Source organism: Spiroplasma endosymbiont of Danaus chrysippus (genome assembly GCF_902809815.1).
Classification (GTDB): domain Bacteria; phylum Bacillota_I; class Bacilli_A; order Mycoplasmatales; family VBWQ01; genus Spiroplasma_E.
This window is the reverse complement of the sequence record NZ_CADDIL010000002.1, coordinates 13907-38530: the sequence shown is the minus strand read 5'-3', so window position 1 is coordinate 38530 and position 24624 is coordinate 13907. Positions and strand designations below refer to the sequence as shown.

General features: G+C 22.8%; 40 protein-coding genes and 2 pseudogenes. 15 read left to right on the top strand and 27 right to left on the bottom strand.

What is annotated here, in order from left to right; genetic code table 4:
- Positions 1–55: 55 nt before the first annotated feature.
- On the bottom strand, positions 56–502 hold the full coding sequence (locus tag SPIRDC1_RS02055; RefSeq protein ID WP_174480310.1) for a hypothetical protein: 447 nt from the start codon (positions 500–502) through the stop codon (positions 56–58).
- A gap of 142 nt (positions 503–644) precedes the next feature.
- Positions 645–1370: pseudogene (locus tag SPIRDC1_RS02050) on the bottom strand (ParA family protein); the annotation flags it as partial.
- 36 nt (positions 1371–1406) lie between these two features.
- Between SPIRDC1_RS02050 and SPIRDC1_RS02045 the strand changes: the two are divergent.
- From SPIRDC1_RS02045 to SPIRDC1_RS02015, 7 genes are all read left to right on the top strand, one after another.
- Positions 1407–1607 (top strand): hypothetical protein, encoded by a 201-nt coding sequence (locus tag SPIRDC1_RS02045; protein WP_174480309.1) that lies wholly within the window; start codon positions 1407–1409, stop codon positions 1605–1607.
- Between the two features lie 2 nt (positions 1608–1609).
- Positions 1610–2260 carry a hypothetical protein gene (locus SPIRDC1_RS02040; RefSeq protein WP_174480308.1) on the top strand — a complete coding sequence of 217 codons (651 nt, stop codon included), beginning with the start codon at positions 1610–1612 and terminating at the stop codon, positions 2258–2260.
- A complete protein-coding gene (locus tag SPIRDC1_RS02035; RefSeq protein WP_174480307.1) occupies positions 2247–3590 on the top strand; it encodes a helicase HerA domain-containing protein in 1344 nt (447 codons plus the stop codon). The genes SPIRDC1_RS02040 and SPIRDC1_RS02035 overlap by 14 nt, the downstream gene beginning before the upstream one ends.
- Positions 3591–3769: 179 nt before the next feature.
- On the top strand, positions 3770–3970 hold the full coding sequence (locus SPIRDC1_RS02030) for a hypothetical protein (RefSeq protein ID WP_174480306.1): 201 nt from the start codon (positions 3770–3772) through the stop codon (positions 3968–3970).
- Positions 3971–4542: 572 nt separating this feature from the next.
- The gene (locus SPIRDC1_RS02025) at positions 4543–5943 is read left to right on the top strand and encodes a hypothetical protein (protein WP_174480305.1); all 1401 of its coding nucleotides are present in this window, start codon (positions 4543–4545) and stop codon (positions 5941–5943) included.
- A gap of 154 nt (positions 5944–6097) precedes the next feature.
- The gene (locus SPIRDC1_RS02020; RefSeq protein ID WP_174480304.1) at positions 6098–6313 is read left to right on the top strand and encodes a hypothetical protein; all 216 of its coding nucleotides are present in this window, start codon (positions 6098–6100) and stop codon (positions 6311–6313) included.
- A 118-nt stretch (positions 6314–6431) separates the two neighbouring features.
- Complete coding sequence (locus tag SPIRDC1_RS02015) at positions 6432–6707, top strand: P-loop NTPase fold protein (protein ID WP_174480303.1); 276 nt, start codon at positions 6432–6434, stop codon at positions 6705–6707.
- Here the strand turns inward: SPIRDC1_RS02015 and SPIRDC1_RS02010 are convergent.
- The 8 genes from SPIRDC1_RS02010 to SPIRDC1_RS01975 all read right to left on the bottom strand — a co-directional run bounded on the left by SPIRDC1_RS02010 (position 6694) and on the right by SPIRDC1_RS01975 (position 11830).
- Positions 6694–7932, bottom strand: coding sequence for an IS256 family transposase (locus SPIRDC1_RS02010; protein WP_174480302.1), 1239 nt, complete (start codon positions 7930–7932; stop codon positions 6694–6696). The two genes, SPIRDC1_RS02015 and SPIRDC1_RS02010, sit on opposite strands and share 14 nt — an antisense overlap.
- A 103-nt stretch (positions 7933–8035) precedes the next feature.
- Positions 8036–8563, bottom strand: coding sequence for a hypothetical protein (locus SPIRDC1_RS02005; protein WP_174480301.1), 528 nt, complete (start codon positions 8561–8563; stop codon positions 8036–8038).
- A 225-nt stretch (positions 8564–8788) separates the two neighbouring features.
- Positions 8789–9067, bottom strand: a complete 279-nt coding sequence (locus SPIRDC1_RS02000; RefSeq protein ID WP_174480300.1) for a hypothetical protein — start codon at positions 9065–9067, stop codon at positions 8789–8791.
- A 2-nt stretch (positions 9068–9069) separates the two neighbouring features.
- Positions 9070–9291 carry a hypothetical protein gene (locus tag SPIRDC1_RS01995; RefSeq protein ID WP_174480299.1) on the bottom strand — a complete coding sequence of 74 codons (222 nt, stop codon included), beginning with the start codon at positions 9289–9291 and terminating at the stop codon, positions 9070–9072.
- A gap of 14 nt (positions 9292–9305) precedes the next feature.
- Complete coding sequence (locus SPIRDC1_RS10195; protein ID WP_174480298.1) at positions 9306–9449, bottom strand: P-loop NTPase family protein; 144 nt, start codon at positions 9447–9449, stop codon at positions 9306–9308.
- Positions 9431–9850 carry a ParA family protein gene (locus tag SPIRDC1_RS01985; protein WP_174480297.1) on the bottom strand — a complete coding sequence of 140 codons (420 nt, stop codon included), beginning with the start codon at positions 9848–9850 and terminating at the stop codon, positions 9431–9433. Before SPIRDC1_RS01985 ends, SPIRDC1_RS10195 begins: the two co-directional genes overlap by 19 nt.
- Positions 9851–9962: 112 nt before the next feature.
- The gene (locus tag SPIRDC1_RS01980) at positions 9963–11093 is read right to left on the bottom strand and encodes a replication initiation protein (protein WP_174480296.1); all 1131 of its coding nucleotides are present in this window, start codon (positions 11091–11093) and stop codon (positions 9963–9965) included.
- Positions 11094–11095: 2 nt separating this feature from the next.
- Positions 11096–11830, bottom strand: coding sequence for a hypothetical protein (locus SPIRDC1_RS01975; RefSeq protein WP_174480295.1), 735 nt, complete (start codon positions 11828–11830; stop codon positions 11096–11098).
- 1 nt (position 11831) lies between these two features.
- Between SPIRDC1_RS01975 and SPIRDC1_RS01970 the strand changes: the two genes are divergently transcribed.
- The 7 genes from SPIRDC1_RS01970 (at position 11832) to SPIRDC1_RS01940 (ending at position 14976) form a co-directional block, all read left to right on the top strand.
- A complete protein-coding gene (locus SPIRDC1_RS01970) occupies positions 11832–12320 on the top strand; it encodes a hypothetical protein (RefSeq protein ID WP_174480294.1) in 489 nt (162 codons plus the stop codon).
- 323 nt (positions 12321–12643) lie between these two features.
- Positions 12644–12916 carry an HMG-box domain-containing protein gene (locus SPIRDC1_RS01965; RefSeq protein WP_174480293.1) on the top strand — a complete coding sequence of 91 codons (273 nt, stop codon included), beginning with the start codon at positions 12644–12646 and terminating at the stop codon, positions 12914–12916.
- Between the two features lie 60 nt (positions 12917–12976).
- Positions 12977–13324, top strand: coding sequence for a hypothetical protein (locus SPIRDC1_RS01960; RefSeq protein WP_174480292.1), 348 nt, complete (start codon positions 12977–12979; stop codon positions 13322–13324).
- 135 nt (positions 13325–13459) lie between these two features.
- Positions 13460–13846 (top strand): HU family DNA-binding protein, encoded by a 387-nt coding sequence (locus tag SPIRDC1_RS01955; protein ID WP_174480291.1) that lies wholly within the window; start codon positions 13460–13462, stop codon positions 13844–13846.
- Between the two features lie 225 nt (positions 13847–14071).
- Positions 14072–14554 (top strand): hypothetical protein, encoded by a 483-nt coding sequence (locus SPIRDC1_RS01950; RefSeq protein WP_174480290.1) that lies wholly within the window; start codon positions 14072–14074, stop codon positions 14552–14554.
- Positions 14555–14576: 22 nt separating this feature from the next.
- Positions 14577–14813 (top strand): hypothetical protein, encoded by a 237-nt coding sequence (locus tag SPIRDC1_RS01945; protein ID WP_174480289.1) that lies wholly within the window; start codon positions 14577–14579, stop codon positions 14811–14813.
- Positions 14788–14976, top strand: coding sequence for a hypothetical protein (locus tag SPIRDC1_RS01940; RefSeq protein WP_174480288.1), 189 nt, complete (start codon positions 14788–14790; stop codon positions 14974–14976). The genes SPIRDC1_RS01945 and SPIRDC1_RS01940 overlap by 26 nt, the downstream gene beginning before the upstream one ends.
- A 197-nt stretch (positions 14977–15173) precedes the next feature.
- On the opposite strand, the pseudogene SPIRDC1_RS01935 reads toward SPIRDC1_RS01940, so the two are convergent.
- A pseudogene (locus tag SPIRDC1_RS01935) lies at positions 15174–15674 on the bottom strand (IS256 family transposase); the annotation flags it as partial.
- A 105-nt stretch (positions 15675–15779) separates the two neighbouring features.
- Here SPIRDC1_RS01935 and SPIRDC1_RS01930 point away from each other — a divergent pair.
- A complete protein-coding gene (locus SPIRDC1_RS01930) occupies positions 15780–16775 on the top strand; it encodes an IS3 family transposase (RefSeq protein WP_174479968.1) in 996 nt (331 codons plus the stop codon).
- Positions 16776–17021: 246 nt separating this feature from the next.
- On the opposite strand, the gene SPIRDC1_RS01925 is transcribed toward SPIRDC1_RS01930, so the two are convergent.
- The 16 genes from SPIRDC1_RS01925 to SPIRDC1_RS01855 form a co-directional block, all read right to left on the bottom strand.
- The gene (locus SPIRDC1_RS01925; RefSeq protein ID WP_174480287.1) at positions 17022–17162 is read right to left on the bottom strand and encodes a hypothetical protein; all 141 of its coding nucleotides are present in this window, start codon (positions 17160–17162) and stop codon (positions 17022–17024) included.
- A gap of 1 nt (position 17163) precedes the next feature.
- Entirely contained in the window at positions 17164–18006 is an 843-nt protein-coding gene (locus SPIRDC1_RS01920) for a RecT family recombinase (RefSeq protein WP_174480286.1), read from the bottom strand.
- Positions 17999–18322, bottom strand: coding sequence for a hypothetical protein (locus tag SPIRDC1_RS01915; protein WP_174480285.1), 324 nt, complete (start codon positions 18320–18322; stop codon positions 17999–18001). The genes SPIRDC1_RS01920 and SPIRDC1_RS01915 overlap by 8 nt, the downstream gene beginning before the upstream one ends.
- On the bottom strand, positions 18315–18482 hold the full coding sequence (locus SPIRDC1_RS01910) for a hypothetical protein (protein ID WP_174480284.1): 168 nt from the start codon (positions 18480–18482) through the stop codon (positions 18315–18317). The genes SPIRDC1_RS01915 and SPIRDC1_RS01910 overlap by 8 nt, the downstream gene beginning before the upstream one ends.
- Positions 18483–18506: 24 nt before the next feature.
- Positions 18507–19142, bottom strand: a complete 636-nt coding sequence (locus SPIRDC1_RS01905; protein ID WP_174480283.1) for a PD-(D/E)XK nuclease family protein — start codon at positions 19140–19142, stop codon at positions 18507–18509.
- Positions 19135–19362, bottom strand: a complete 228-nt coding sequence (locus tag SPIRDC1_RS01900; RefSeq protein ID WP_174480282.1) for a hypothetical protein — start codon at positions 19360–19362, stop codon at positions 19135–19137. Before SPIRDC1_RS01900 ends, SPIRDC1_RS01905 begins: the two co-directional genes overlap by 8 nt.
- Positions 19352–19486, bottom strand: coding sequence for a hypothetical protein (locus tag SPIRDC1_RS10190; protein ID WP_255495896.1), 135 nt, complete (start codon positions 19484–19486; stop codon positions 19352–19354). Before SPIRDC1_RS10190 ends, SPIRDC1_RS01900 begins: the two co-directional genes overlap by 11 nt.
- Before the next feature lie 17 nt (positions 19487–19503).
- On the bottom strand, positions 19504–19701 hold the full coding sequence (locus SPIRDC1_RS01895; RefSeq protein WP_174480281.1) for a hypothetical protein: 198 nt from the start codon (positions 19699–19701) through the stop codon (positions 19504–19506).
- A gap of 2 nt (positions 19702–19703) precedes the next feature.
- The gene (locus SPIRDC1_RS10460; RefSeq protein WP_174480280.1) at positions 19704–21275 is read right to left on the bottom strand and encodes an Mbov_0396 family ICE element transmembrane protein; all 1572 of its coding nucleotides are present in this window, start codon (positions 21273–21275) and stop codon (positions 19704–19706) included.
- 451 nt (positions 21276–21726) lie between these two features.
- Positions 21727–22074 carry a hypothetical protein gene (locus SPIRDC1_RS01880; RefSeq protein ID WP_233214962.1) on the bottom strand — a complete coding sequence of 116 codons (348 nt, stop codon included), beginning with the start codon at positions 22072–22074 and terminating at the stop codon, positions 21727–21729.
- Entirely contained in the window at positions 22074–22199 is a 126-nt protein-coding gene (locus SPIRDC1_RS10185) for a hypothetical protein (RefSeq protein ID WP_255495895.1), read from the bottom strand. The genes SPIRDC1_RS01880 and SPIRDC1_RS10185 overlap by 1 nt, the downstream gene beginning before the upstream one ends.
- 41 nt (positions 22200–22240) lie before the next feature.
- The gene (locus tag SPIRDC1_RS01875; RefSeq protein ID WP_174480277.1) at positions 22241–22528 is read right to left on the bottom strand and encodes a hypothetical protein; all 288 of its coding nucleotides are present in this window, start codon (positions 22526–22528) and stop codon (positions 22241–22243) included.
- Between the two features lie 261 nt (positions 22529–22789).
- Positions 22790–23122 carry a hypothetical protein gene (locus SPIRDC1_RS01870; protein ID WP_174480276.1) on the bottom strand — a complete coding sequence of 111 codons (333 nt, stop codon included), beginning with the start codon at positions 23120–23122 and terminating at the stop codon, positions 22790–22792.
- Between the two features lie 167 nt (positions 23123–23289).
- Positions 23290–23805 (bottom strand): hypothetical protein, encoded by a 516-nt coding sequence (locus SPIRDC1_RS01865; protein WP_174480275.1) that lies wholly within the window; start codon positions 23803–23805, stop codon positions 23290–23292.
- A 69-nt stretch (positions 23806–23874) separates the two neighbouring features.
- The gene (locus SPIRDC1_RS01860; protein WP_174480274.1) at positions 23875–24090 is read right to left on the bottom strand and encodes a hypothetical protein; all 216 of its coding nucleotides are present in this window, start codon (positions 24088–24090) and stop codon (positions 23875–23877) included.
- 18 nt (positions 24091–24108) lie between these two features.
- Positions 24109–24366 carry a hypothetical protein gene (locus SPIRDC1_RS01855; RefSeq protein WP_174480273.1) on the bottom strand — a complete coding sequence of 86 codons (258 nt, stop codon included), beginning with the start codon at positions 24364–24366 and terminating at the stop codon, positions 24109–24111.
- Positions 24367–24624: the final 258 nt, after the last annotated feature.

Sequence of the window (24624 nt, the reverse complement as noted above, 5' to 3'; positions counted from 1 at the left end):
ATAATTTTACAATATTTCTGCAATGAATTCTTCATATGCTTATTTTTAAATGAATCTATCCACGATTGCGATTTTTTAACTGAGAATTTTTCAATAACTCAATCTCATTTTTAAGCTGCTGAATTTCTTTATGCAATTGGTGTAAATTCAACTCTTTATCAAAAATTTCTTTATATTCCATTTCAATAATTTTTTGAAAGAAAACATTCTTTTTATTAATTTGAATTCTTTTTCCTTTTTCAAATCAGTAACTGTGAATTACAGAATGGCTGATTGTTACATGATAAATCGGTCTAACATAAGATACTTTATTACCAATCAAACATTTATAATAAGTATCTATACCTTTTTTTGTACTAAGAAGTTGTATTTTAACATGACTTGGATAGGATTTAATAACAATGGCTGGACGATACTTTTGCTTACCTAATTCATCAATATCTCCAGTAATTGTTACCTTTATGCCAGTTCCTTTTTGTAGTTGTCTTCATTTTACTTGCATTTTTTTCTTACTTTCTAGTTCTAAATTTGACATATTTACAAATTAATTATATAATTAATTTGTTTAGTACAGGTAATGCTGTGCAAGAGAGTATATCTCCCGACTTCTCCTAGTTAGAAATAACTAGGTGTTTTTTATTTTTTTATATAATTTCTGCAATAAGTTCTTCATAAGCTTGTTTTTGACGTCAATAATAAGGATTAGTTCAAATGCTGCTTAATTCATTTTCAATTGTTTTAAAGGCATCAGAATATTTTATTTTACTTTTTATAACTAAATTTCCTAAATTTTCATCTTGAATTCATTTTTCTATTGTAACAAAATTAAAACTCTCCTTTACATTATTAAAAACAATTTTCATGTTTGGAGTTTTTTTATTTTCTTGTTTACATATTTTATTAATATTATCTTTTAAATCTAAAATACCTTTAAAAGCTCTTAATGCGTCATTTATTGGAATTATTACCAAATCAGAAAGAATCAGAAAATTTAAACTTAATTCATTTATTGTTGGTGGATAATCAATTAATACATAATCATAAGTATCAAATGTTTCTTGATTATATTGATATAACATATCAGAAATACTATATATTTCTTGTTTTTCATACATTGTTCCAATTATTAAAGAACTTTTAGTTAATTCTTTTTGTGCAGATATTAAATCAATATTTTTATATTTAGATACTTTAATAATTTTATTAATTTCAATATTTTCAATGTTATTTTTTGTTGTGATAATATCCATTAGTGAATTTTTGAATTTAATATTTTCTTGTGCAAAGTCCATGGTTAAGTTAGCTTGTGGATCTAAATCAATTAGTAAAATTTTTTTATCTTCTAAACCTAATTTATAAGCAATATTTTTACAAAGGGTAGTTTAAAAAGAGCAGGTAAACAAGTAATGAGACTTGTAACTTCAATCGGAAAAATAATAAAAACAAAAAGTGTTGAAAACTTTAAAAAAGGCATGAATAAGCATAAAGTGACTACACAAGCAACTCAAATTACAAAACATCAATTAAATAAAGAATATAAGAAAACCAAAAAATATAAAGAAAAAATAATGAAAAATATTGATAAAGATACTAAGAAAGGAAAATAAAAATGGAAAAAGTAAATTTACCAAAAAGTACTAAAAAAATTCATTATCAAATTTTTAGGGGTATAAATTTGACTGATTTATTAGTATTATTGATTTTTATAAGTATATCTATTTCAATAGCATTTTTATTATCAGTTAATGTTTATTTAAAATTTTCTTTAAGTTTAATAGTAATGGCGCTTGGTTTTATTTGTATTCAAAAATTCAAAAATGAAACAAGAGCTTATGAAATTATTGTTCGTGCTTTTAAATATTTAACAATGATTGGTAAAAGTTCAACTGTAAATTTAAATCCTAATTTTGAATTAGAAAATGATAAAAATATTGTTAAATTTAAATACTTAAAAAACAATCTTTTTATGTCCGGTATTAAATTAGAAACAATAAATTTAACTTTATTAAATGAATCTCAACAAGCAACCGTACTTGCTGATTTTGCTCATTTATTAAAAACAATTACAATACCATGTAAAATTATAAAAACAAATCAAAATTATGATTTTGTAGAACAAATTAATAATTTGAAATCACAAAAAACAAAAAGAAGTAGTTATGAAAATAATTATTTAATTGATTTACAAATTGAACAATTACAATCAATTCAAAAAACAAAATTATTAACTACACCATCAGTTTATATTGTTTTTTTGTAGTGAAAATAAAGAAAATATATTATCACAATTAAAATCATTAATTTCTAATAACTCATTTAGTAGTTTAAATATAAAAAAACTATTACAAGATGAAATTAATATTTTTTGAAATAATTTTACATTTAATAACGAAAATATAAAAACAAATTATTCAAATTTTCAAGGAAGAAATGAAAAAGGATTTGTATGAGCTATTAATAATTTACCAAAACAAATAAATTATTTTTGATTAAATAAATTGTTTGTTTTAAGTAATGTAAATATTTGTATTAATTTAAATCCTATTAATAAACAAAAAGCAAAAAAACAATTAGATAATGCTTTAAGTAAAAGTAAGACCAATGAACAATATGCTTTAACTCCAAGTCAAAAAAGTGAATCAGAACAGTATTACAATGCTTTTTTAGACCAACAACAAGCAATTATTGATGATGTTGATTTTTTAAAAGATATGTCAATATTTATTATTGCTTATGGTAATAAAACAACATTAAATAATACTAAAAGACAATTAATTGATTTAGCAAATACTATGAGTTGAAAATATAATAATTTATTATTTTTACAACAAGATAGTCTTTTGGCAAGTTATACATGAACAAATCATATTGCTAAAATAACTGATATTGAAATGACTTGTGATACTTTTGCAACAAGCTTTCCAATTCCTGATATGCCACTTAAAGATGAACAAGGATTTTTACTTGCTGAAACTAATTCCGGAAAACCAGTTATTTGAGATTTATTTAAGAAAAATTCTCAACGCATAAATCATAATATGGTTATTTTAGGAGAAAGTGGAAGTGGTAAATCATTTACTACTAAAAAAATTCTTTTAAATCAGGCATATCAAAATAATAGAAAAATATTTATTTTGGACCCTGAACGTGAATTTACTAATCTAACTAATTGCTTAAATGGACAAGTAGTTAATGGTTCAGGAGCCAAAGGTAATATTATAAATCCACTAGAAATTTATCTAGAAATTTATAAATTAGACAATAGTCATGATAATGCAGATACATTTAATAGTCAACTATCATTATTAGAAGCATTTTTTGTTATGTTATATCCAGCTCATAAAGTAAGTGATGTTGAAAGTCCTGAATATATAGCAAAAGTTTTTGGAACCAGAACAGTTGAAAAAATTACTAAGCAATATGATACCAAAAATAAAAAAAGTTCCAAGGGTTCAATAAGAGAAGTTGAAGAATATATTGTTCATCCAAATGATTTAAAATGTTTAAAAACTGGTCAAGCATACTGCAAAATATTATTAACAAATGCAAATCAATTTATAAAGAAAATTGAAATAAAAAAATATGATTAACAAAAATAAATATTAATAATTTTATTATAATGATTTATTAATAAATAAATAATAATTGAATATTATATCTTTTACCTGTTTTTCTTTTTAAAAAGAAAAAGTCCGATTTTGAAAAACGCTTGCAAAAAGAAAACTTTTGAAAAAAGTTATCACATTAACCATTAAGGAGTTGAAACAAAATGGAACAATTAAAAATTCTAGAAATCATTAACCGTTGGGGATACCTAAACACAGAACAAATTGCCTTATTATTAAGTAAAAATAAAAATACTACAATAACTTTATTAAAATCTTTAACAATTAAAAAGTTAATTAGAATTGATAATTTAACAAGAAAAAATTATTACATGCTCTCAAGTTTAGGGCTAACCACCAGGTAACAACAAATTAGGACAAGGCAATAAAATAATTAAAATTAATTACAACGAACTAGCTCATCAAGATTTACTCATCAAATGACTTTGTCAACAAAATGACATAATTTCTTATCAAACTGAAAAAGAACTCAAATCAGAAGGCCATTTAATAAAAGATGTTTGAGGAAATACCAAAAGTAAACAAGGATATCCTGATTTACTAGTTCATTATGAAAACAAAGATGTGGTTATTGAATTTGAACGAACACGCAAATCAAAAGACAAATTTAAATTGAAATTAAATAACTTACGCAGTTATTTACTACAAAACATTCACATCAAATGACTTGTACCAAATGAAAACATGAAAAAATTTGTTGATGAACAAATTCAGGCATATAACTGAAAACTAGAACAACATCACATTGAAATATTTAATAATATTGATATTTCATAACTCAATTTTGGTTAAAACTTAACTACTTGTAAAATACACAAAATTTGATAACATACAGTTGTTATCCAATATATAAGTTTTAACCCATTACTTTATTTTAAAAGTAAATGGGTTTTAATGTTTAAAAGGAGAGATTAAAATGAGAGAGAAAACAAAATCTCAAACATATAATTTTCTATTAGAAAATAAAACCATAGAAGATATTAAAAAACAAACAAACATTGAGGTTAAAGAAAAAAGAAGACATAGTGGTTCAACATTTAAAATAATTGAAAAAATTAATGCTAATGATCAAAAAATTAATGATGACCTGTCCGAAAATATTGATGAAAATTTAGAAATAGTTGCTACTAATTTAACAGATAACGAAAAAGAACAAAAAACAAATAATAATTTTTGAATAAAATTAACCAATTACTTAAATTGAACAACATCAACTGTAGAAGAACTAATACAAACTCAAAAAAAATATATTGAACAACTAGAGCAAAGTAATTTAGAAAAAGATAAAGAAATTCAGCAAATTAAAAAAGAAAATGAAAAATTAAAAATAAAACGAAGCAATGTGAATTTCGATAAGTTTAAATATAATACTGTGACAATTTATGATGAAAAACAAAGAAAAAAAACGAGAATTGAAAAAATGTACGAAGAAATTTTATTAATTGAAGATAAAATAATTTTTATAACAACTTTCGTACAAATTGATAATTCTATTACTGAAAAAATAATTTATTTTCAAGAACTGATAAATGGCGATATACAAGTTGTTAATCAATTAAAAAAATATGAAAATATAAATAAATATAAAAATCATCTTTCATTAATTGAAGACACTTCAACCAATAAAAATAATATATCTTTTTCTAAAATGCCTATTAAAAAATTTTTAAATAATCAAGAAGAATTGAACTTAAATATAGCAAAATCTGAATGAATAACATTTTTGGCGATTTCAATCTTTAGTTTATGTCTTTTATCTGTTCCTATTGTTTTAACTATATATCTACCCACAATTATATTAGGAGCAACTGTAGGTATTATTATAGCTGAAAAAATAGGAATATTAGCAGTTTCTACTTTAGTGATTGGAGCCTTAGATAAAGTACTATGAAACCTTGTGTCACACAAAACCCAAAAAATCAAAACAAAAACAAAAGATAGTATCTTTCAATTACTTCGAAAATTACCATTTTGTAATACCATTGGTAAAAATAAAGAAGAAAAAGAAATGAAAAATAACATTAAAAAAACTATAGAAAATTTAACTAGTGATAAATTAGAAACTAAATTAAAAACTCAATATGACATTTTAAAACAAGAATTAGACAATAGAAAAGATAAAAATCCAGAAAAACTAATAAGTAGTAATAAAACAATAAATCATAACTCAAATAGTATTTTAAAAAATTCAAGTATTGAATCAGAAAATAATCATAATTTTGATTCATCTATACGAAACACAGTAAACAATCAAGACACACAACCTTCAATAATTTCAAATCATAACTGAAATAAAGTAAAATGTTTATTTACATAAGTAATAAGTAATAAATTTTTAATCACTATTTTTTCAAAATAGTGATTTTTTATTGTTTTTTACACATTTTTTGTTTTAAAATTATATACTTTTCTTGAATATTTTAAGGGTAGAAAAAAATATTCAAAAATAATAAAGAGAGGAAAAATTAATTATGCCATGAGAACCAATTGATTGAAGCAAAGCAGATAGAGAAAAACAAGCAAAAGATGCTGAAAGAATAAATAAAGCGTGAGGAGAAAAAAACGAACGCGAAAGACGAGAAAGAGTTGCCAATGCTCTTGGATTTGAAAAAGATAAATCAAAAATAAATAATGAAGCTTCAACAAGCAAAAGTCAAAGTTCTAGTAGTAAATCACAAAAAATGTAAATATTTTAAATACTTCAAAACTGCACAATTGTGCAGTTTATTTTGTAAATGACTATTGTAATAACTAAATTTTTATTTTAATATTTTTAATATTTATCAATAAAATTAGGAGAAAATTATGCAATTAACAAGTGAAAATGACAAAATGAAAATGATTGATATTGCTATTAATCCAATTAATGAATTTATTAAATCATTTTTTAATGAATTAGAATCAAATAAAAAAAATGATGATAATGATATTGGAAAAAATGTATTAAATATTAATGGTTCATGAGGTAGTGGTAAAAGTACAATTGTAAATAATTTAGAAGAAACTACATTATTAGATTTAGAAACGAGGCTTTTTAGTAATCTGTGTTTCTTTGTTTTACAAAGTACTAGTTCAGATTAATTCTGTCTTCAAATTTTATCATAAAATGAGCAATTGCTGTATTTCAATTTTGAATAGGCAATGTTCATTTTTTTGTGATATTTTCAATTGCTAAGTAAAAAATTTTAAAAACTGCCATATCATTAGGAAAAACTTTTTTATTTCTAATAACTTTTCGTAATTGGCTATTAACAGATTCAATAGCATTTGTAGTATAAATTACCCTTTTAATTTCTGCTGGATAACTAATAAAAACCATTAAATTTTCTCAATTTTTATATCAAGATTTAGCAATTTGTGGATATTGTTTATTTCATTTACTTTCAAATGATTCTAAAGCTTGCATTGCTTGTTCTTCACTACATGCTGTATAAATTGGCTTTAAATCGATAACTAGAGACTTTCGATGTTTGTATGAAACATATTTTAAGCTATTTCTAATTTGATGAACTATGCATAATTGATGTTCAGTTTTAGGATAAACTGATTGTATTGCCTCTGACATGCCTGTTAAATTATCACTACAAGCAATAAGAATATCATTTAAGCCTCGATTTTTCATTTCTGTAAAATTATTTAATCAGAATTTAGCACCTTCATTTTCACTAATTCATAAACCTAAAACATCTTTTTTACCTTCTAAATCAACTCCTAAAGCTATATAAACTGATTTGTTAATAATACGTTTATCCTGACGTACTTTAACTACGATACAATCAAAATAAATGATTGGATAAACACTATCTAATGGACGATTTTGCCATGCTTTGACATCATCAATGACATCATCAGTAATTTGACTAATTACGCTTTCGCTAATATCTGCGCCATCATATAACTCTTGCAACTGCATTCTAATATCTGATAAAGTCATACCTTTTGCATATAGTGAAAGAACTTGTTGATCAAAACCATCAAATCTTCTCTGTCTTTTTGTGATTATTACTGGTTCAAAATTACTATTACGATCTCTTGGTACATCAATTTCAATTTTACCTTGTTGAGTTATTAATTTTTTTGATGTTGTACCATTACGAACATTGTCATTATTACTGCGTTGATTTCTTTCGTGTCCTAAATAATTTTGCATCTCAGAATTCAACATTTTTTCTACCAATCGTTTAGTTAATTCTTTATATAAGCCTCCCTCTTTAAAAACTGTTGTTAAATCCTCAGTATTTTCTAATAATAAATCTACTGCTTTTGATATTGGATCTTTGTTATTAAGATTATCTTTTTTAGCCATCTGTAACTCACTCTTTCTAGATATATAAATTATATTTACTAGAATTAATTAAACATAGTTATTTTTGTAAGTCACACAGATTACTAAACATTCCCAAAGAAATCTATCCACGATTACGATTTTTTAACTGAGAATTTTTTAATAATTCAATTTCATTTTTAAGTTGTTTATTTTCAATTTTTAATTTCTTGATTTTTAGATATGAGTCTTGTTTTTTTAATTGCTGAGTTTGTCTAACAATCTTTTTTTTAAGTTCCAAATATTCATCTAATTTTAATGTTATTGAATTAGATATATATTTGTTATTTTCAATGTTCTTCATTAATTTGCTTGATTTATTTAAATAAAAAGGTTTTCTACTAGAAAAATCAAATCAAAAATCTGATATTTGGTTTTCTGTAATATTTTTTAAATAAATAGGTCTAATATATTGTTTTTTATTATTTATAACAACTCAATCTAAATCATGTTGACTTGGTTGTGTGGATAATAGTTGGACAGTTATAAACTCTGGATGTGTTTTTAAAACAATAGCGGGTCTTTTGCTTTGTATACCATCATGTTCATCACCTGGTATACAAATAGTTATTCCAATACCTTTTCTTAATTCTCATCAATATATTTTTTTCATTTCAATTCCTTTTTAATTTGACATATTTACAATTTAATTATATAATTAAATTGTTAGTACAGGTAATGCTGTGCAAGGGAGTATATCTCCCCAATTGCCTAGCCTTTTTGGTTAGGTATTTTTATTTCTATTTTTAATATACAAATTTATTAATATTTATTATTATACATACAAGTAAATAAAAATAAATAATTTTATTTACTAAAATAAATATTATTATTTATTTTAAATAATCAATTCTTTATATATTTTAGATACTTCGCGACGAACTAATTGAGATAAATTAACTTTGTAATTATTCTCTTTAAGTTCATTTAACATATTTTGAGTTTTTTGATCAATAGAAATTGTTTTAACAATCTTTTTATTCAATTCTATACTATAAATATGTTTATCATTTAACAAGTTTTCTTTTTTAAGTTCACTTTTTTTAACAAATCCTTTATCAACAGAGTCAATACTCTTTTGTATGCTCTCAAATAATGTACTGTTTTTTCCGCTCATATTTATAATACTCCTTTTTCAATTAGTTCATTTGTTAAAAAGCCTATTGGATTTTTATCTGTAATAGAATGAAATTTCATCAACATAGTTTCTTTTTGTTTAATTGTTGATAAAGGAATTTTAGTTTTTAAAATCATTTCACCAATTTCACTATTTTTAATAGCTTCAATTACAGCTTCATGAGTTTTATTCCTTTGAACTTTATTAATTAAAAAATAATTCATATTATTTTTTATATTTAACCAAGTTGATTTAATGTTTTAATTGCTTTATCATAAGGTTCTTTGATTGTTTTATATCCTTCATAACTAAATTTATGTGGTTCAGTTGGAATTATTATTTCATCACTAGCCAATAAAACATTTAATAAAATTTTATTCATTGATGGAAATGAATCAAAAAAAATATAATCAATTTTTTATTTAAAATTTCCTTAATTTTAAATAAGTTATTTTTAAGAATTAATTCTCCCATACTCATAGCAGTAACATATGTATTTGTTTCTAAAACCAAATTATTATATGCAGGAACAATTAAAACATTTTCTAAATTTGTTTTTTCAATTGAATTTAATAATTCTTTCTGTTCAGAGTCTTTAAACCATAATTCGATATTTTTTTTACTAGTATAATTTGATAATAAGGCTCTACTTAAATTAGCTTGAGGATCAATATCAAAAACCAAAATATTCTTGTTTAATTGCGATAGAACATTAATTAGATTTAAAGTTAAAGTTGTTTTTCCAACTCCACCTTTAGAGTTTGCAAAAGTAATTACTTTCATTTATATTCCTTTCTTTAAATATTTATATTTAAAAATATTTATTATTAATTATTTATATTTATTATTATACAGAAAAGTAAATAAAAATATTTATTTATAATAAAATGAGCAATTAATTACTATCAATATTATTTAAAATATCTTGTACCTGTTCATCACTTAAAATTGTCTTTTCAATTATTTTATTTTTTTGTTTTTCAAAATAATTTGCTATTAGCTTTGATTTATTTGCATATTCTTTATATTCTTTTTTAGTTGGTACTTTTTCTAATTCAGGATTTTGAGCATTAAATTTTTCTAAATCCAAATGCGTATTTAAAATAATTTTGCTATATTTTCTACCAACTTTTTGCAATTCATAAGTAAAAATAATATCTGTTTTTAACAAATCTGTTTTAACTGGTTCTAAAACTTTTGATTTTAAATTGTTAATTCTTTTAAAATAATTACTATTTAATGATAAATTTAAAATTTTAGCAAGTTGTTCAAAATCTCATTCATGATTATAAGTTGGTGTTTTTTTTGTTTTCGCATTCATATGTAAATAACTACGTAAATACTCATATAAACGCAATGAATACTTACTTGTTATATTTTTTGTATAAGGTAAAAAAATATTTGTATAATCTCTTTTTAAATCAATACAATGTTTTTTAAAAAGATTGGTATTTGGTTGCACATATATTATGCCGTTATGATAGCCACCAGAATTAAATAAATTAATTAAATCATATTTATTATTTGTTTCATCTAAAAATTCAAATTTTAAACTGGTTAATTCATCTATTTCTTTTTTTAAAACAGTAGTTTGCTTTTCTTTATAAATTATAGAATTATATAAAGCATTCTGATTTATAGAAAAATATTTACAAAAATCAGTAGCAAGAAAATGTATTTTATTTTTATTACCTTTAATATTATTTGTTTTTTGTTCTTGTACTGTTTTTATTAAAAAATTAAATAATCTTTGTGTCATAATCCCAGCACTTTGATTAGTAACTGCACGAACAATCATTTCATACGCTCTTGTTTCATTTTTGAATTTTTGAATACACATAAAACCAAGTGCCATTATTATTAAACTTAAAGAAAATTTTAAATAAATATTAATTGAAATTAAAAACGCTATTGAAATAGATATGCTTATAAAAATCAATAATACTAATAAATCAGTCAAGTTTATACCCCGAAAAATTTGATAATGAATTTTTTTAGTACTTTTTGGTAAATTTACTTTTTCCATTTTTATTCTCCTTTATTATCTTTTTTTATATCAATTAACAAATTAGATTTTGTTTTTCTCATAGGTTTTTTACCTAAGTTTTTGGTATCAAATCAATGACTTTTTATTTTCTCAGTATTATTTTTAGATTGATTGTCATATCAATTTGGTTGACCATTTTCAAAATACTTATCAACAATTTTTTGGTCAACTTCACTACGAGGTTTATTTGTATATCGTGCAGTTGTTCCATGAATAACATTTTTATTTGTTGCACTGCCAACTATTGATAAATCAATATCATCTTTTTTTAAAGGAGTCGTTTTAAATTGATTTTTAATTTCATTTTTTAAATTATGTGATTCATGTTTTGATCTACCTTTAGCATATTGTTGTGAAGTTTTTGATTTAACTATATTGGCTAATTTTTTAGTAGGATTTAAAATTGCATGTTTACTTGCTCTTTTTAAACTACCCTTTGCTCCAAATGTTTTATATGTAGCAACTGTTCCTCCAATAAATCCAGCAGTAGCTAAGACTGAACCAACAGTTGCCTTGGTACTAAACCTTGCAAATTTTGCAATTCCACCACTTTGCAATCTATTTAAAACTCCACTACTTTCTCCATCTTGGTTTTTACCTAACATTTTTCTTTTTCCAATAAGTAGACTTTTACCAAGACCAAACATACCAATGGTTCCTGCTTTTAAACCACTACTTGCACCTTTCATTGTTGTTAACATACGCATTCCTTCCATAATGCCAACTGTTTGTCCTACCATTGAAGCAAATAACATTTGCCAATTATATGTAGCAACAGCATCCCCAGTAATAAATAACAACTTAAATGTTGATTTACCTATTCAACTATCACTTACATCATTACCAGCATTTAACATTAAAGGCTCTAAGTTTATAAACAAAGTTAAACTCAAAACAATTCCAAGTGAAGAAATAAATCTTCCAATTACTAAATCCTTTCACAAATTTATTTTTTGTCATTTAACACCACTTGTTGCAGTTGAAAAAACAATTGAGTGAGTTAATCAAAAGTGAATTGATATTAATAAAAACATAGTAAAATTAGATAAAAGAAGTATTTTATTTATTAAAATTCAAGAAATGGAAATAAAAGAAAATCTTGAATTTAATATTGATTTAATTAATTATAGAAACACTATAAGACAATTAAAAAAAGAAATTATTTTATTAAAAAATTCTAATTTAAAAAATCGTAATCATGGATAGATTTATTTGTTAAATATTTATAAGTAAAGCATATTAAAAATTAATTGTAGAAATATTGTAAAATTATTATTACTTATTAATGTATTAGTTATGATAATCGCATAAAAATAATCATAGAAAGGATTCAAAAGCAAAATGTTTAAAAAAATAAAAAGTTTATTTTGTAAAAACAAAAAAGTAAATAAATCTATTAGTTGTCATAGTTGTAATGTCAGTTATCCTAATAAATGTCCCAGTTGTTCTTTAAAAAAAGAAGGAAATGAAAATCAATTTAAAAATTAAAAATATAGGATTTAAATCAAAAAACTTAGGAGGTTATTTATATGTCAAAGCAACTGAAAAATCAGAAAATTAAAAGAACTAAAAAGATAAAAGATGTTAATGCTCCAAAACAACCAATGAATGCTTATTTCTTTTTTCTTAAAAATAAGCGAAACGATTTCAAATTGACTCATCCTGATTTAAAATCAACTGAAATTGTTAAATCTTTAAATAAACAATGAATTGAATTAGACATAACTGAAAAAGAAAAATATCAAGCGCTAGCTAATGCGGATAAAGAACGATATTTGCTTGCTAAAACTAGCAAAAAATAAAGGATTAAAAATTAAATTAAAGAAATAAATATATTTTATAAAAGATAAGGAAAGTAATTTATGAAATCAAAACAACTGACAAAAAGTGAAGGTCAATTAGATTTAAATTGAACAAAACATTTTGATTATATTTTTAATAGTGTTGGAGTTGATATAGAAACGTATGATATATATATATATATATATATATATGCTAATAAAGAAAGAACTAAAATTAATGAAAAAGAATTTATACGATATAGTGAGGGTGAATTTAAAGATTTAGTAACTACATCTTGATCTTTAAAAAGATATTTTCTTGAATTAAATTTAGAAGAAATAGTTTTTAAACAGAATGATGCATCAGGTTTTGTAGTTGAATATTTTAATTTACCAAATCAATTTCATTCAACTACAAAAAAAACATAAATTTGTTAAATTAAAACTTAGTGGCTATAACGATTGTATGAAATTTAATAAAAATGATGATATTTTTGGTTTTAGTTTTTTAAATGTAGAACCTTTATTTTTTTAAAATAATAAAAAATTTAAGGAAGTGAATTTATGACTAAAAATGATTTAATCAAAGAAATTCACAAGAGAACATGAGTTGATAAAACTGATGTTCAAAAGTGTGTTAATGAATTATTTAAAATTATTATTGAAACTAATGTTAAAGGTGAAAATGTAAATATAATAAATTTTGGTAAATTTATAGTTATGAAAATAAATGAGCGAACTGTTAGAAATCCTAAAACTGGTGAAGTTTTTGAAAATCCTGAGCATTATATTCCAAGATTTAAACCCATTGATAATTATAAAGAACAAGTAAAATTTGCTTTTAATTATCAGAAAAATAAATCAGAAATTAAAAATGATAAAAAATTAAAATCAATTTTTGACCATCAAAAAAATACAACGAAAAAGAACGTCAATGTCAATATCGAGTAAAAATTTCCCAAAAAAAGTTATAAAAAAATAAACTATTTTGAAAAAAATTACACTACTAAATAAACATAAATTCAAAAATTTCAAATAACCCCTAAAAATTTAGTTTTTTCTATATTAAAAATAGAAAATTTTTTGTATAATTTAATTAAACTTAATATAAGTTTTTAACTCATTTACTTTATTTTAAAAGTAAATAAATTTTTATTATTTTGAAAGGAAAATTTTATGAATAAAAGTATATTTCAACAAATCTACAAACAGACTTATAAAGTAATATTTAAAGAATTAAGAGAAACTAAAAAAATGATTGATTTTATAGAAAAATATAAATTCAATTGTAATGGAGAACCAGAATTTGATGGTCTTGATAAAGAAGCCATTAAAGAGTTATTTGGTCTTATGTGAAAACATAGATTAAGTGATGAAAAACAAAAATTTGTTAATTTAGGTGCAAATTATATTAATCAATCACCTATTTTTCAAAATAAAAAACAAGAAAGAAAATTTTTAATTAATAAAAGTGAAATACTAAAACAAATGAATTTATTTTCAAATAAACCTTGTTTAATAACAGGAGACATTTTTAATCCTAAGTTTCTAAATTCAAAAGAAACTTTTTCATTAAATTGTAAAAATGAAATAAATTGTATAGATTTGCAAAATCAACCTTCAACAAGTAGTACTAAATCGAAATCAGTAAAAATTTAAATTATTCAGGACTGAAGTTATTATGAAAAAGAAAATGAATCCAGAATGAGAAACAATGTTTTTAGAAAAAAAAGAACAAAAAGAAGATAGTATTGAATTAAAAACAATAAATACTAATAAAAATGAAATTGGCATTGAAGCTTTTGATTATTTTAAAGATGAAATTAATAAATCGAAAAAAAGATATGACAATTTATTCATAGAAAATGTAAATCAAAGAATAAATTATTTAAATGAAAAAACTAGGACAAGGAAATAAAATAATCAAAATTAATGAAAGATTAAAACAATTAGACAAAAATTATTTAAATCTTAAAAAAATGGCGTTGGAAATTAACCAAATAGAAAATAAAATATCAAAAAATAGGAGGCTTTTTAGTAATCTGTGTTTCTTTGTTTTACAAAGTACTAGTTCAGATTAATTCTGTCTTCAAATTTTATCATAAAATGAGCAATTGCTGTATTTCAATTTTGAATAGGCAATGTTCATTTTTTTCACTATTAGACTTCTACGACAGTTTTATGAAGTTTTAATCTTTTAACAAAAAAAAGAACGATAGTTATATCGTTCTTTGTTATCCGTTTTATTTTATGAATCTATCCATTAAAGTTATGCGCCCGATTCAATAGCATTTGTAGTATAAATTACCCTTTTAATTTCTGCTGGATAACTAATAAAAACCATTAAATTTTCTCAATTTTTATATCAAGATTTAGCAATTTGTGGATATTGTTTATTTCATTTACTTTCAAATGATTCTAAAGCTTGCATTGCTTGTTCTTCACTACATGCTGTATAAATTGGCTTTAAATCGATAACTAGAGACTTTCGATGTTTGTATGAAACATATTTTAAGCTATTTCTAATTTGATGAACTATGCATAATTGATGTTCAGTTTTAGGATAAACTGATTGTATTGCCTCTGACATGCCTGTTAAATTATCACTACAAGCAATAAGAATATCATTTAAGCCTCGATTTTTCATTTCTGTAAAATTATTTAATCAGAATTTAGCACCTTCATTTTCACTAATTCATAAACCTAAAACATCTTTTTTACCTTCTAAATCAACTCCTAAAGCTATATAAACTGATTTGTTAATAATACGTTTATCCTGNACTTGCTACTTGCTACTTAGCCCTTTTTACTAGACCATTAATTTAAAAAAAACTTGAATGTATTCGAAAAACAATTGTGTTATACAATTAACACTAATTTTGACATGAAAGGATTTTTAATAATGGATAAAATTAAACAAATAGCATTAGTAATTAACAAGTTAAATATCAAACAAAAAATTCAAATTATTGATGATAGCAAAAACCAATATTCAATTAGATATCTTTGCCAACATCTTCAACTAAACCGATCAACATATTATTTTGTAAAAAACAAACAAAACCCTATTAAAAAAGAAAAAAATCAAATTAGTAATTGTACACATAAATATCAAGAATTATGCCAACTTTTACTTGAATTTCATTTTACAAGAAAAGGACAAATTTATGGCTATTTACGAATTTTTTCAGCATTTAAAGAATGATTAAAACAATACAAACATATTATTTTAAATCTAGAATTATCAACAAAACAAATGCGAAAAATTATGAAAGATCACAATCTTCAAGGATTAAAACAAACTAAAAATAACTATCCTAAAAACAAAAAAAATCCAAATAAGTGAATACCTACAATGGATAAAGTAAACAAAGATTATAAAAGTACAACCTCTTCAAATCAAATTTGATCAATGGACACTAAACAAATAAATACTAAAGAAGGTTGATTATATCTTTTTGTAATTATTGATTTTTATTCAAATAATATTGTAAGCTATAATACATGTTCAAACAAATCCTATCAAGATTTAATTCTTCCTGCACTTGAAAAAATAAATCAACAATTCTCTTGAAACCAAGTAAAAAACGTTATTTTACACTCAGATAACGCCAACGAATTTTATTGTCAAGACATCACAAATTGAGCTGCTGATAAGCAAATAATTTTAAGCAAAAAACAACCTTATGATATTGGTGGCAATGTAATATCTGAAAACTGATTTTCTCATTTATCTCAAGAATGACTACCTAAAGGTTCAAATCAATATTTTTCTCTCAATGAAGCTATAAATGATGTAAACCAATATATTATGTTTTATAATTACGAAAGAATACATTCTAAATTTCTAAAACCACCAATTTCACAAATAAAAATTTAAAACTGTCTATCCAAAAGTGGTCCAGTATTTAGGGCTAACCACTATAAAATAAAATTTAGGACTTACATTGACATATTTTAAGCGAGAAATAAAATAAGGAATAGGAGTTAAATTAAGAACAGTATATGTCAAATGCCTAAATATTAATTATTTTCAATATTAATATCTTCAATTTTTATATTTATAGTTATTCCATCTAAGTTTTTTAATTCTTTTAATTTATCTATTATTTCTAAAATATCTTGTTTAGTCATTATCAAATTCACCTTTTTCTATAAATTCAAGTATTTTATAATAAGCAGTAAGTTTACCTACTTCTTTTAAAGAGTCACATAAACAAATATTAATTTGTTTATTTAATCAAATAATTAATTTTTCTTTATTCATATTAAACTTCAAAACTTTCTATTATTTCTTCTTCTTTTTCTAATTCTTCTAATTTAGATAAAGCAGAATTTAAATCATTATTATCAGTTTCATTATTTGAATTAATAATTTTAACTTCATCACCAGTATTATCTTTATAAGCAATTGTTTCTTCATCAATTACTACACCTTGGTCTAATTGAAGTGCTAAATTAATATCATCTTGATTATTTAATACTATAATTGGTGTTTTATTAATTTCACGAATTAATGCTTTTACAACAGTTTTTAAAGCCATTTGGTCAAAAGCAGAAGTTCATATATGATTTAATTTTCATTCTTGACTTTTTTTATTATAAGTTTTGCCATATTTATCTTTATGTTGATTAATTTCTTCAACAGTCATTCCTTTATAAAAATTATTAATTTTACCATTTTTATCTAAAAGTGAAATATAACAATAATAACCAATTGTATTAATAGTTTTTCTTTCAAAAATTAATGCTGGATTAATTTCTCATTTATTATTTTCTTTATTAAATTTATGTGCAGTTGTTATTTTTTCTCTTTGAAAATCAACTACTAATCCAGTTCTTTGTAATAATGTTAATCAACCATCTTCTTGAATTTGAACTTGTAATTCATCACCATAAGGAATTAATGCTAATTCTTTTTTAATAGGATTAATTGAAAGATTTAATTTATATAAATTAAATAAAGCATTAAATAAACTTTGTTGATTCATATTTCTTAAATCTTTACTAGAATTTCTAATCATTTCATAATAATTTCTAAATTTTAATAATTCTTCTTTATTACTTTTAATAAAATTAGGAATTTTTAATTCATTTTTATTATTACTCATTATCAAATTCACCATTTTCTATCATTTGAGAAATTAACATTGCTGTTAATTCTTGACTTTTTAAAATATTAAAATTACCATTTGTACCAATTGTATTTCTAAAATAATTAAGTATTTTTTCTTTATTAATACAATTTTTATGTCTTGATTTATTAATTTCATCAACTTGATTTCTATGTTCTTTACAATATGCTCTACCATATTCATCAAATTGCTCTTCTGTCATATTTTCACATTGTAATTGTTCAAAATGCTCATCATGTGGCGGTATTAAACTAGTAAATTTAGTAGTTTGATTAAATGTACATTTATTCATTATCAAATTCACCTTTATTAATTCTCTCAATCATACATTCTGCATCCATTAAAAGGTTAGCAATTAAACGTTCATTTAATCTTATGTCTTCTAAATCTTTTTCATGTCGTTTTAATTTATCATGATAATAATTAAGTAATTTTTCTTTATTCATTTTCATTTTTGTTTTCTCCTTTAAATATTATTAATACTTTCTAAAAGTTCATTTTGCTATTAATCATTCATCTATTAATTCTTCTGTTATTTCAATTACTATTTCTTTTTGAATATTTTTATTAGTTAAATAAATATATGCAATATTTGATATATCCATTTGATTTTTAAATAGCAAACAATAATAAGCAGTTAATTGTAATTGAATTCTTTTTAATTTATCTTCATCAATACAAGCATAAGTTTTATAATCCACTAAATAATATTTATTTTCTTTTTTATTTAAATAAACTAAATCTGGTGTTCCAGCAATTACATTATCATTAATAGGTTTTTCTATAATAAATTCATAATTATTTTTATCTTTAAATTTTTCTTTTAAAAACATAAGTGATTTTTTACAATAAGAATAATTTATTGAATTTGTTACTGGTTTTAATTTTTTTAATAAATTATTAATAATATTTTCTTCATTAATATTTTGTAAATATAATTCATTAAGTTTATGAACTCATTTACCACGAACTGAAGCATTTTTTAATACTTCTGGTGCTATATGACTATATCCAAATCCTAAATAATTATCAATAATTCTAGAAACTGATATTAATTCTTGATTATCAATAAAATACTGATGTGTTTCTTTTTTAAAAATTAATTTAGGCATATCCATCACGTTTGGCTTCTAAAAAAGCATATCAACCTTCAATAATTTTTAATGCATAATCAATATCTTTTTCTTTTTTAATAAGTTTTTCTAATATTTTTAACATTCCATAATTTATTAAATCATCTGATATATTTTTTTCTTTACATTCTTTATATTTATCTCTATAAAAACTATTAACAAATTTAAAACGATCATATTCTTTACCATTAATTTTCATATTTATAACTTTCCTTTCTACCTATTAATAATCAAAAACATTTATTACATAATCTATTACCAAAAGAAGATTGTTTTCTACATTTATCACAAGAACCAACCATTCTATATTCTCTACATTCCATAAATATTTTTCCTTTCATTAATGTTTTTCTGGATTGGTACAATTCATATCAACTTCCAATACTAATATTTCATAATGTGTAATAAACGCATTTTCTAATAAATGATTTTTATAATTTTTATGAAAATTACTAGCCTCTACAAAAGTACAAAAGGCTTTATATTTTGTTTCAAATGTATAATTAACTTTATATTTTATTAAATAAACGTATGCCATATTTATTTTTCTCCTTTTTTATCTTTTTTCATACCAATTAACAAATTATTTTTTGTTTTTCTCATAGGTTTTTTACCTAAGTTTTTGGTATCAAATCAATCACTTTTTATTTTCTCAGTATTATTTTTAGATTGATTGTCATATCAATTTGGTTGACCATTTTCAAAATACTTATCAACAATTTTTTGGTCAACTTCACTACGAGGTTTATTTGTATATCGTGCAGTTGTTCCATGAATAACATTTTTATTTGTTGCACTGCCAACTATTGATAAATCAATATCTTCTTTTTTAAAAGGAGTCTTTTTAAATTGATTTTTAAGTTCATTTTTTAAATTATGTGATTCATGTTTTGATGTACCTTTAGCATATTGTTGTGAACTTTTTGATTTAACTATATTGGCTAATTTTTTAGTAGGATTTACAATTGCGTGTTTACCTGCTCTTTTTAAACTACCCTTTACTCCAAATGTTTTATATGTAGCTAGAGAACCACCAATAAATCCAGCAGTAGCTAAGACTGAACCAACAGTTGCTTTGGTACTAAACCTTGCAAATTTTGCAAGTCCACCACTTTGTAATCTATTTAAAACACCACTACCTTCTCCATCTTTGTTTTTGCCTAGCATTTTTCTTTTTCCTATAAGTAAACTTTTACCCAGACCAAACATACCAATCGTTCCTGCTTTTAAACCACTACTTGCAGATTTCATTGTTGTTAACATACGCATCCCCTCCATAATGCCAACTGTTTGTCCAACCATGGAAGCAAACAACATTTGCGAATTATATGTAGCAACAGCTCCACCAGTAATAAATAACAATTTAAATGTTGACTGACGTATTCAACTATCACTTACATCATTACCAGCATTTAACATTAAAGGTTCTAAATTTATAAATAAAGTTAAACTCAAAACAATTCCAAGTGATGAAATAAATCTTCCAATAACTAAATCTTTTCACAAATTTATTTTTTGTCATTTAACACCACTTGTTGCAGTTGAAAAAATAATTGGTGAAGTTATATACAATAAAAACAAATCAAAAATTCGTTGAATTAAACTTAAACCTAAATAGAAAAATATAATCATACAAAAGAAACTACCAAGTGTACCCAAAAACAAATTGTAGTTTTCCATATCAGGATATCCTACATCATAATGTCAGTCTTGATGATTTAATCCATCAGTAAATCCTAATGCACCAACCATATTAGCTAATTTCTCTCCATGAACAAATTCAGGCATAATAATGTGAATTATTGAAATAACTGTAAAATTAATGACCCAAAAAAATAAAGGAATTAAAAGTAATAACAAAATAACAATTATGCTACGATTTGCAATACCAGCAATTTCACTACGTATATTTTGATGAACCATAGCATGCAAAATTACACCCCCAGCAAACAACACAATTAACATAATTGCTATTGCTAAAAAAATCAAAAATTGTGGAGGCATATTTAAAAAATGACCATTTGTTCCAAAAATTTTATCAACAATTTTTTGACCAGATAAATAAGTAATAGCATCACCTAAACCATGAACAATGTATAAAGGCCCTTTCACAAAANAAGGTTGATTATATCTTTTTGTAATTATTGATTTTTATTCAAATAATATTGTAAGCTATAATACATGTTCAAACAAATCCTATCAAGATTTAATCCTTCCTGCACTTGAAAAAATAAATCAACAATTCTCTTGAAACCAAGTAAAAAACGTTATTTTACACTCAGATAACGCCAACGAATTTTATTGTCAAGACATCACAAATTGAGCTGCTGATAAGCAAATAATTTTAAGCAAAAAACAACCTTATGATATTGGTGGCAATGTAATATCTGAAAACTGATTTTCTCATTTATCTCAAGAATGACTACCTAAAGGTTCAAATCAATATTTTTCTCTCAATGAAGCTATAAATGATGTAAACCAATATATTATGTTTTATAATTACGAAAGAATACATTCTAAATTTCTAAAACCACCAATTTCACAAATAAAAATTTAAAACTGTCTATCCAAAAGTGGTCCAGTATTTAGGGCTAACCACCATGCTACGATTTGCAATACCAGCAATTTCACTACGTATATTTTGATGAACCATAGCATGCAAAATTACACCCCCAGCAAACAACACAATTAACATAATTGCTATTGCTAAAAAAATCAAAAATTGTGGAGGCATATTTAAAAAATGACCATTTGTTCCAAAAATTTTATCAACAATTTTTTGACCAGATAAATAAGTAATAGCATCACCTAAACCATGAACAATGTATAAAGGCCCTTTCACAAAAATGTTATAAAGTATTTGAAAAAAAGCTGTTTTAATTCCTAAAAAATCATTAAACATAAATTGCATTAACTTTCACCACCTAATTTTTCTTTTAGATTTTCTTTAACATCTAATAATAAATTTGCTTCTTCAATAAAATGATAGTTACAAATATGTTTATAAAAAGTGTTGCCATAAAGCATAGTTTTCATACTTCAACTTGCTCTTAGTCAACAATAATTGCACCTCATAATTACAATAAACCTAGCATTCTTGCAAAAATAATATGAGCAATACCTGATGACATTAAAATCAAAGCACAACCTAAAACACTTCAAACCATATGTCTTAAATACTCTCCTTTGTTTTCGGGATCACTATGAATTTTAAAAGCATACTTGATAGTACTAAATGCTAAACCACAACCACCAATTGCATACAAAATTGGTAACAATACTTCCATTAAATTGTTTAATAACTGTTGAGTTTGTGGGTCAACACTTGATAATAAATTAAATATAGAAAACATCATATCTATCATTCCTTTCTTTATTTGTTTTACTTTCGTTTGTGATAATATATATTTGATAACGTATGTATGTTATACATAACCCCTTTTGGTGCAATTATTTGAAAATAGAAAATAAAACAGGATTTGTGGTTGTGTATTTCTATGCAAAATTAATCTCAATTTCATACAACAACAATTTCATTAACATTCTTAAATAACTCTTTTATACTGATATAGAAGTATTTACATTTCGTACTCACTATTAGACTTCTACGACAGTTTTATTAAGTTTTAATCTTTTAACAAAAAAAGAACGATAGTTATATCGTTCTTTGTTATCCAATTATGATTCCAAGGGTTAAAGTTATGCGCCCTTTCTTTTAAACTAGTTTTATTAATATTATTATTTAATCTTTTTTCAATATTTTGAATTTTTATATCAATTTCATGATATCAAGTGGTATCTAAAACATTGCAAATTGGTTCTTGTACTCAAGCATGGTACATTTTTCTTTCTTCAAATCCTTCTGGAAGTTTTATTTCTTCTTTAATTTCAGCAATTAATTTATATATACTTTTTATTTTTTTAACTTTACTATACATATCTTTTAATCTTCCTTTCAAAAAAATAAAAAATCCATTTACTTTAAAAAAATAAAATAATGAGTTGAAAACTTAAATTAAGTTTAAAGAATTATATCATAATATCTAGAATATTTGGTGTTAAATTTTTATACATATTTTTAAAAGATAAAAAATAGTTATAAATAAAACTACTCAATTGAGTAGTTTTATTTATCTTCTTCAATTTTTACTGTCATTTCTTGATCATCAAAAACAAATTTAACTTTTTTATCATCTTTTTTATTAACAGCATCACTGGGTTTATCATTTTTTTTATTTTCAAATAAAGGTTTTGGTTTTTTCTTTAATTCTTTTTCATTTTTTAAATAATATTTTTGAACTATATCAAAAAGTTCATTATTTAAACTACCATCTTTATATCTCTTTTTAAATTTATAAAAATACTTATAACGCTTATCTAAAATTATTGATTTAATTTCATTAAAGAGTATAAAAGCATTTCTACTTGAAAATTTATAATTATTTTTACCTATTTTTACTAAATTATCACTTATAATATTATTTATTTTAAAATTAAATCTTTTTCTTTTAAAAAGAAAAATAACTAAAATAAAAATAAAAGTTAGCATTAATAATAATATTGATAATCCTATGATTATTCAGTCCTTTAATGAAAAATCTGATCAATTAACTAAAAACATTATATTTAAATTATTTTGCATATAAATAACCCCCTAAATTTTCTTAATATATAAATTTGCGTCATTTTATAAACAAGTTCTTCTTATCTTTTATTTTGGATAAATTACATTTAAAATTACACTTCCAATAACTAAAGGGTCATCATAAGTCATTTCAACTGTTAAAGTAGTTGGTTTAATGTTCATATTATTATATTTTAAATTACCTAAAATAATTTTTTCTTTTATTAAATTTGATTGTGGATTACTTTCAATTAGTCTCTCTTTAATAACCTCCTTTACAGTTTCTGGACTTGTCATTTTCAATTTGTCTTCAGTTTTTAATTACAAATTTGTTTTACTTTTTAAAATTACTGCTAAAATTCGTTTATTATCACTAATTGATGAATGTTTAGAGATCGAACCATTTGATTTTTTTTTATTTTTTTCTTCCTCTTCTTCTTTTTCTCCTTCTGTTTCAGCAATAGCTGTCATACCACCAGCAATGGTGGCTCCAATTAAAGCTGCAGAGCCGATAAGACCAGCAATAATTTTTGTTGATTTCTTCTTCTTTTTCTTTTCTTCTTCATCTTCTTCTGACATAAATTACAAACCTCTTTTCTAAGCCCTTAAATTTTTTCTAAGTTAATTTTACATGATTACAAATAATCTATTGACATTTTACTTTTATTAAATTAGAAATTTAGATAAACAATTAGTTGTATAAATTACTGATGTATTTTTTTATTTTTTGAAAATTAATAATCTTAAACATTAAAATAGTAATTATTATTACTTTTAATAAAGTTTTTTATCTTATTTTTTAAAGAACTTAGTAAAAATAAGATAAAATATTAATAT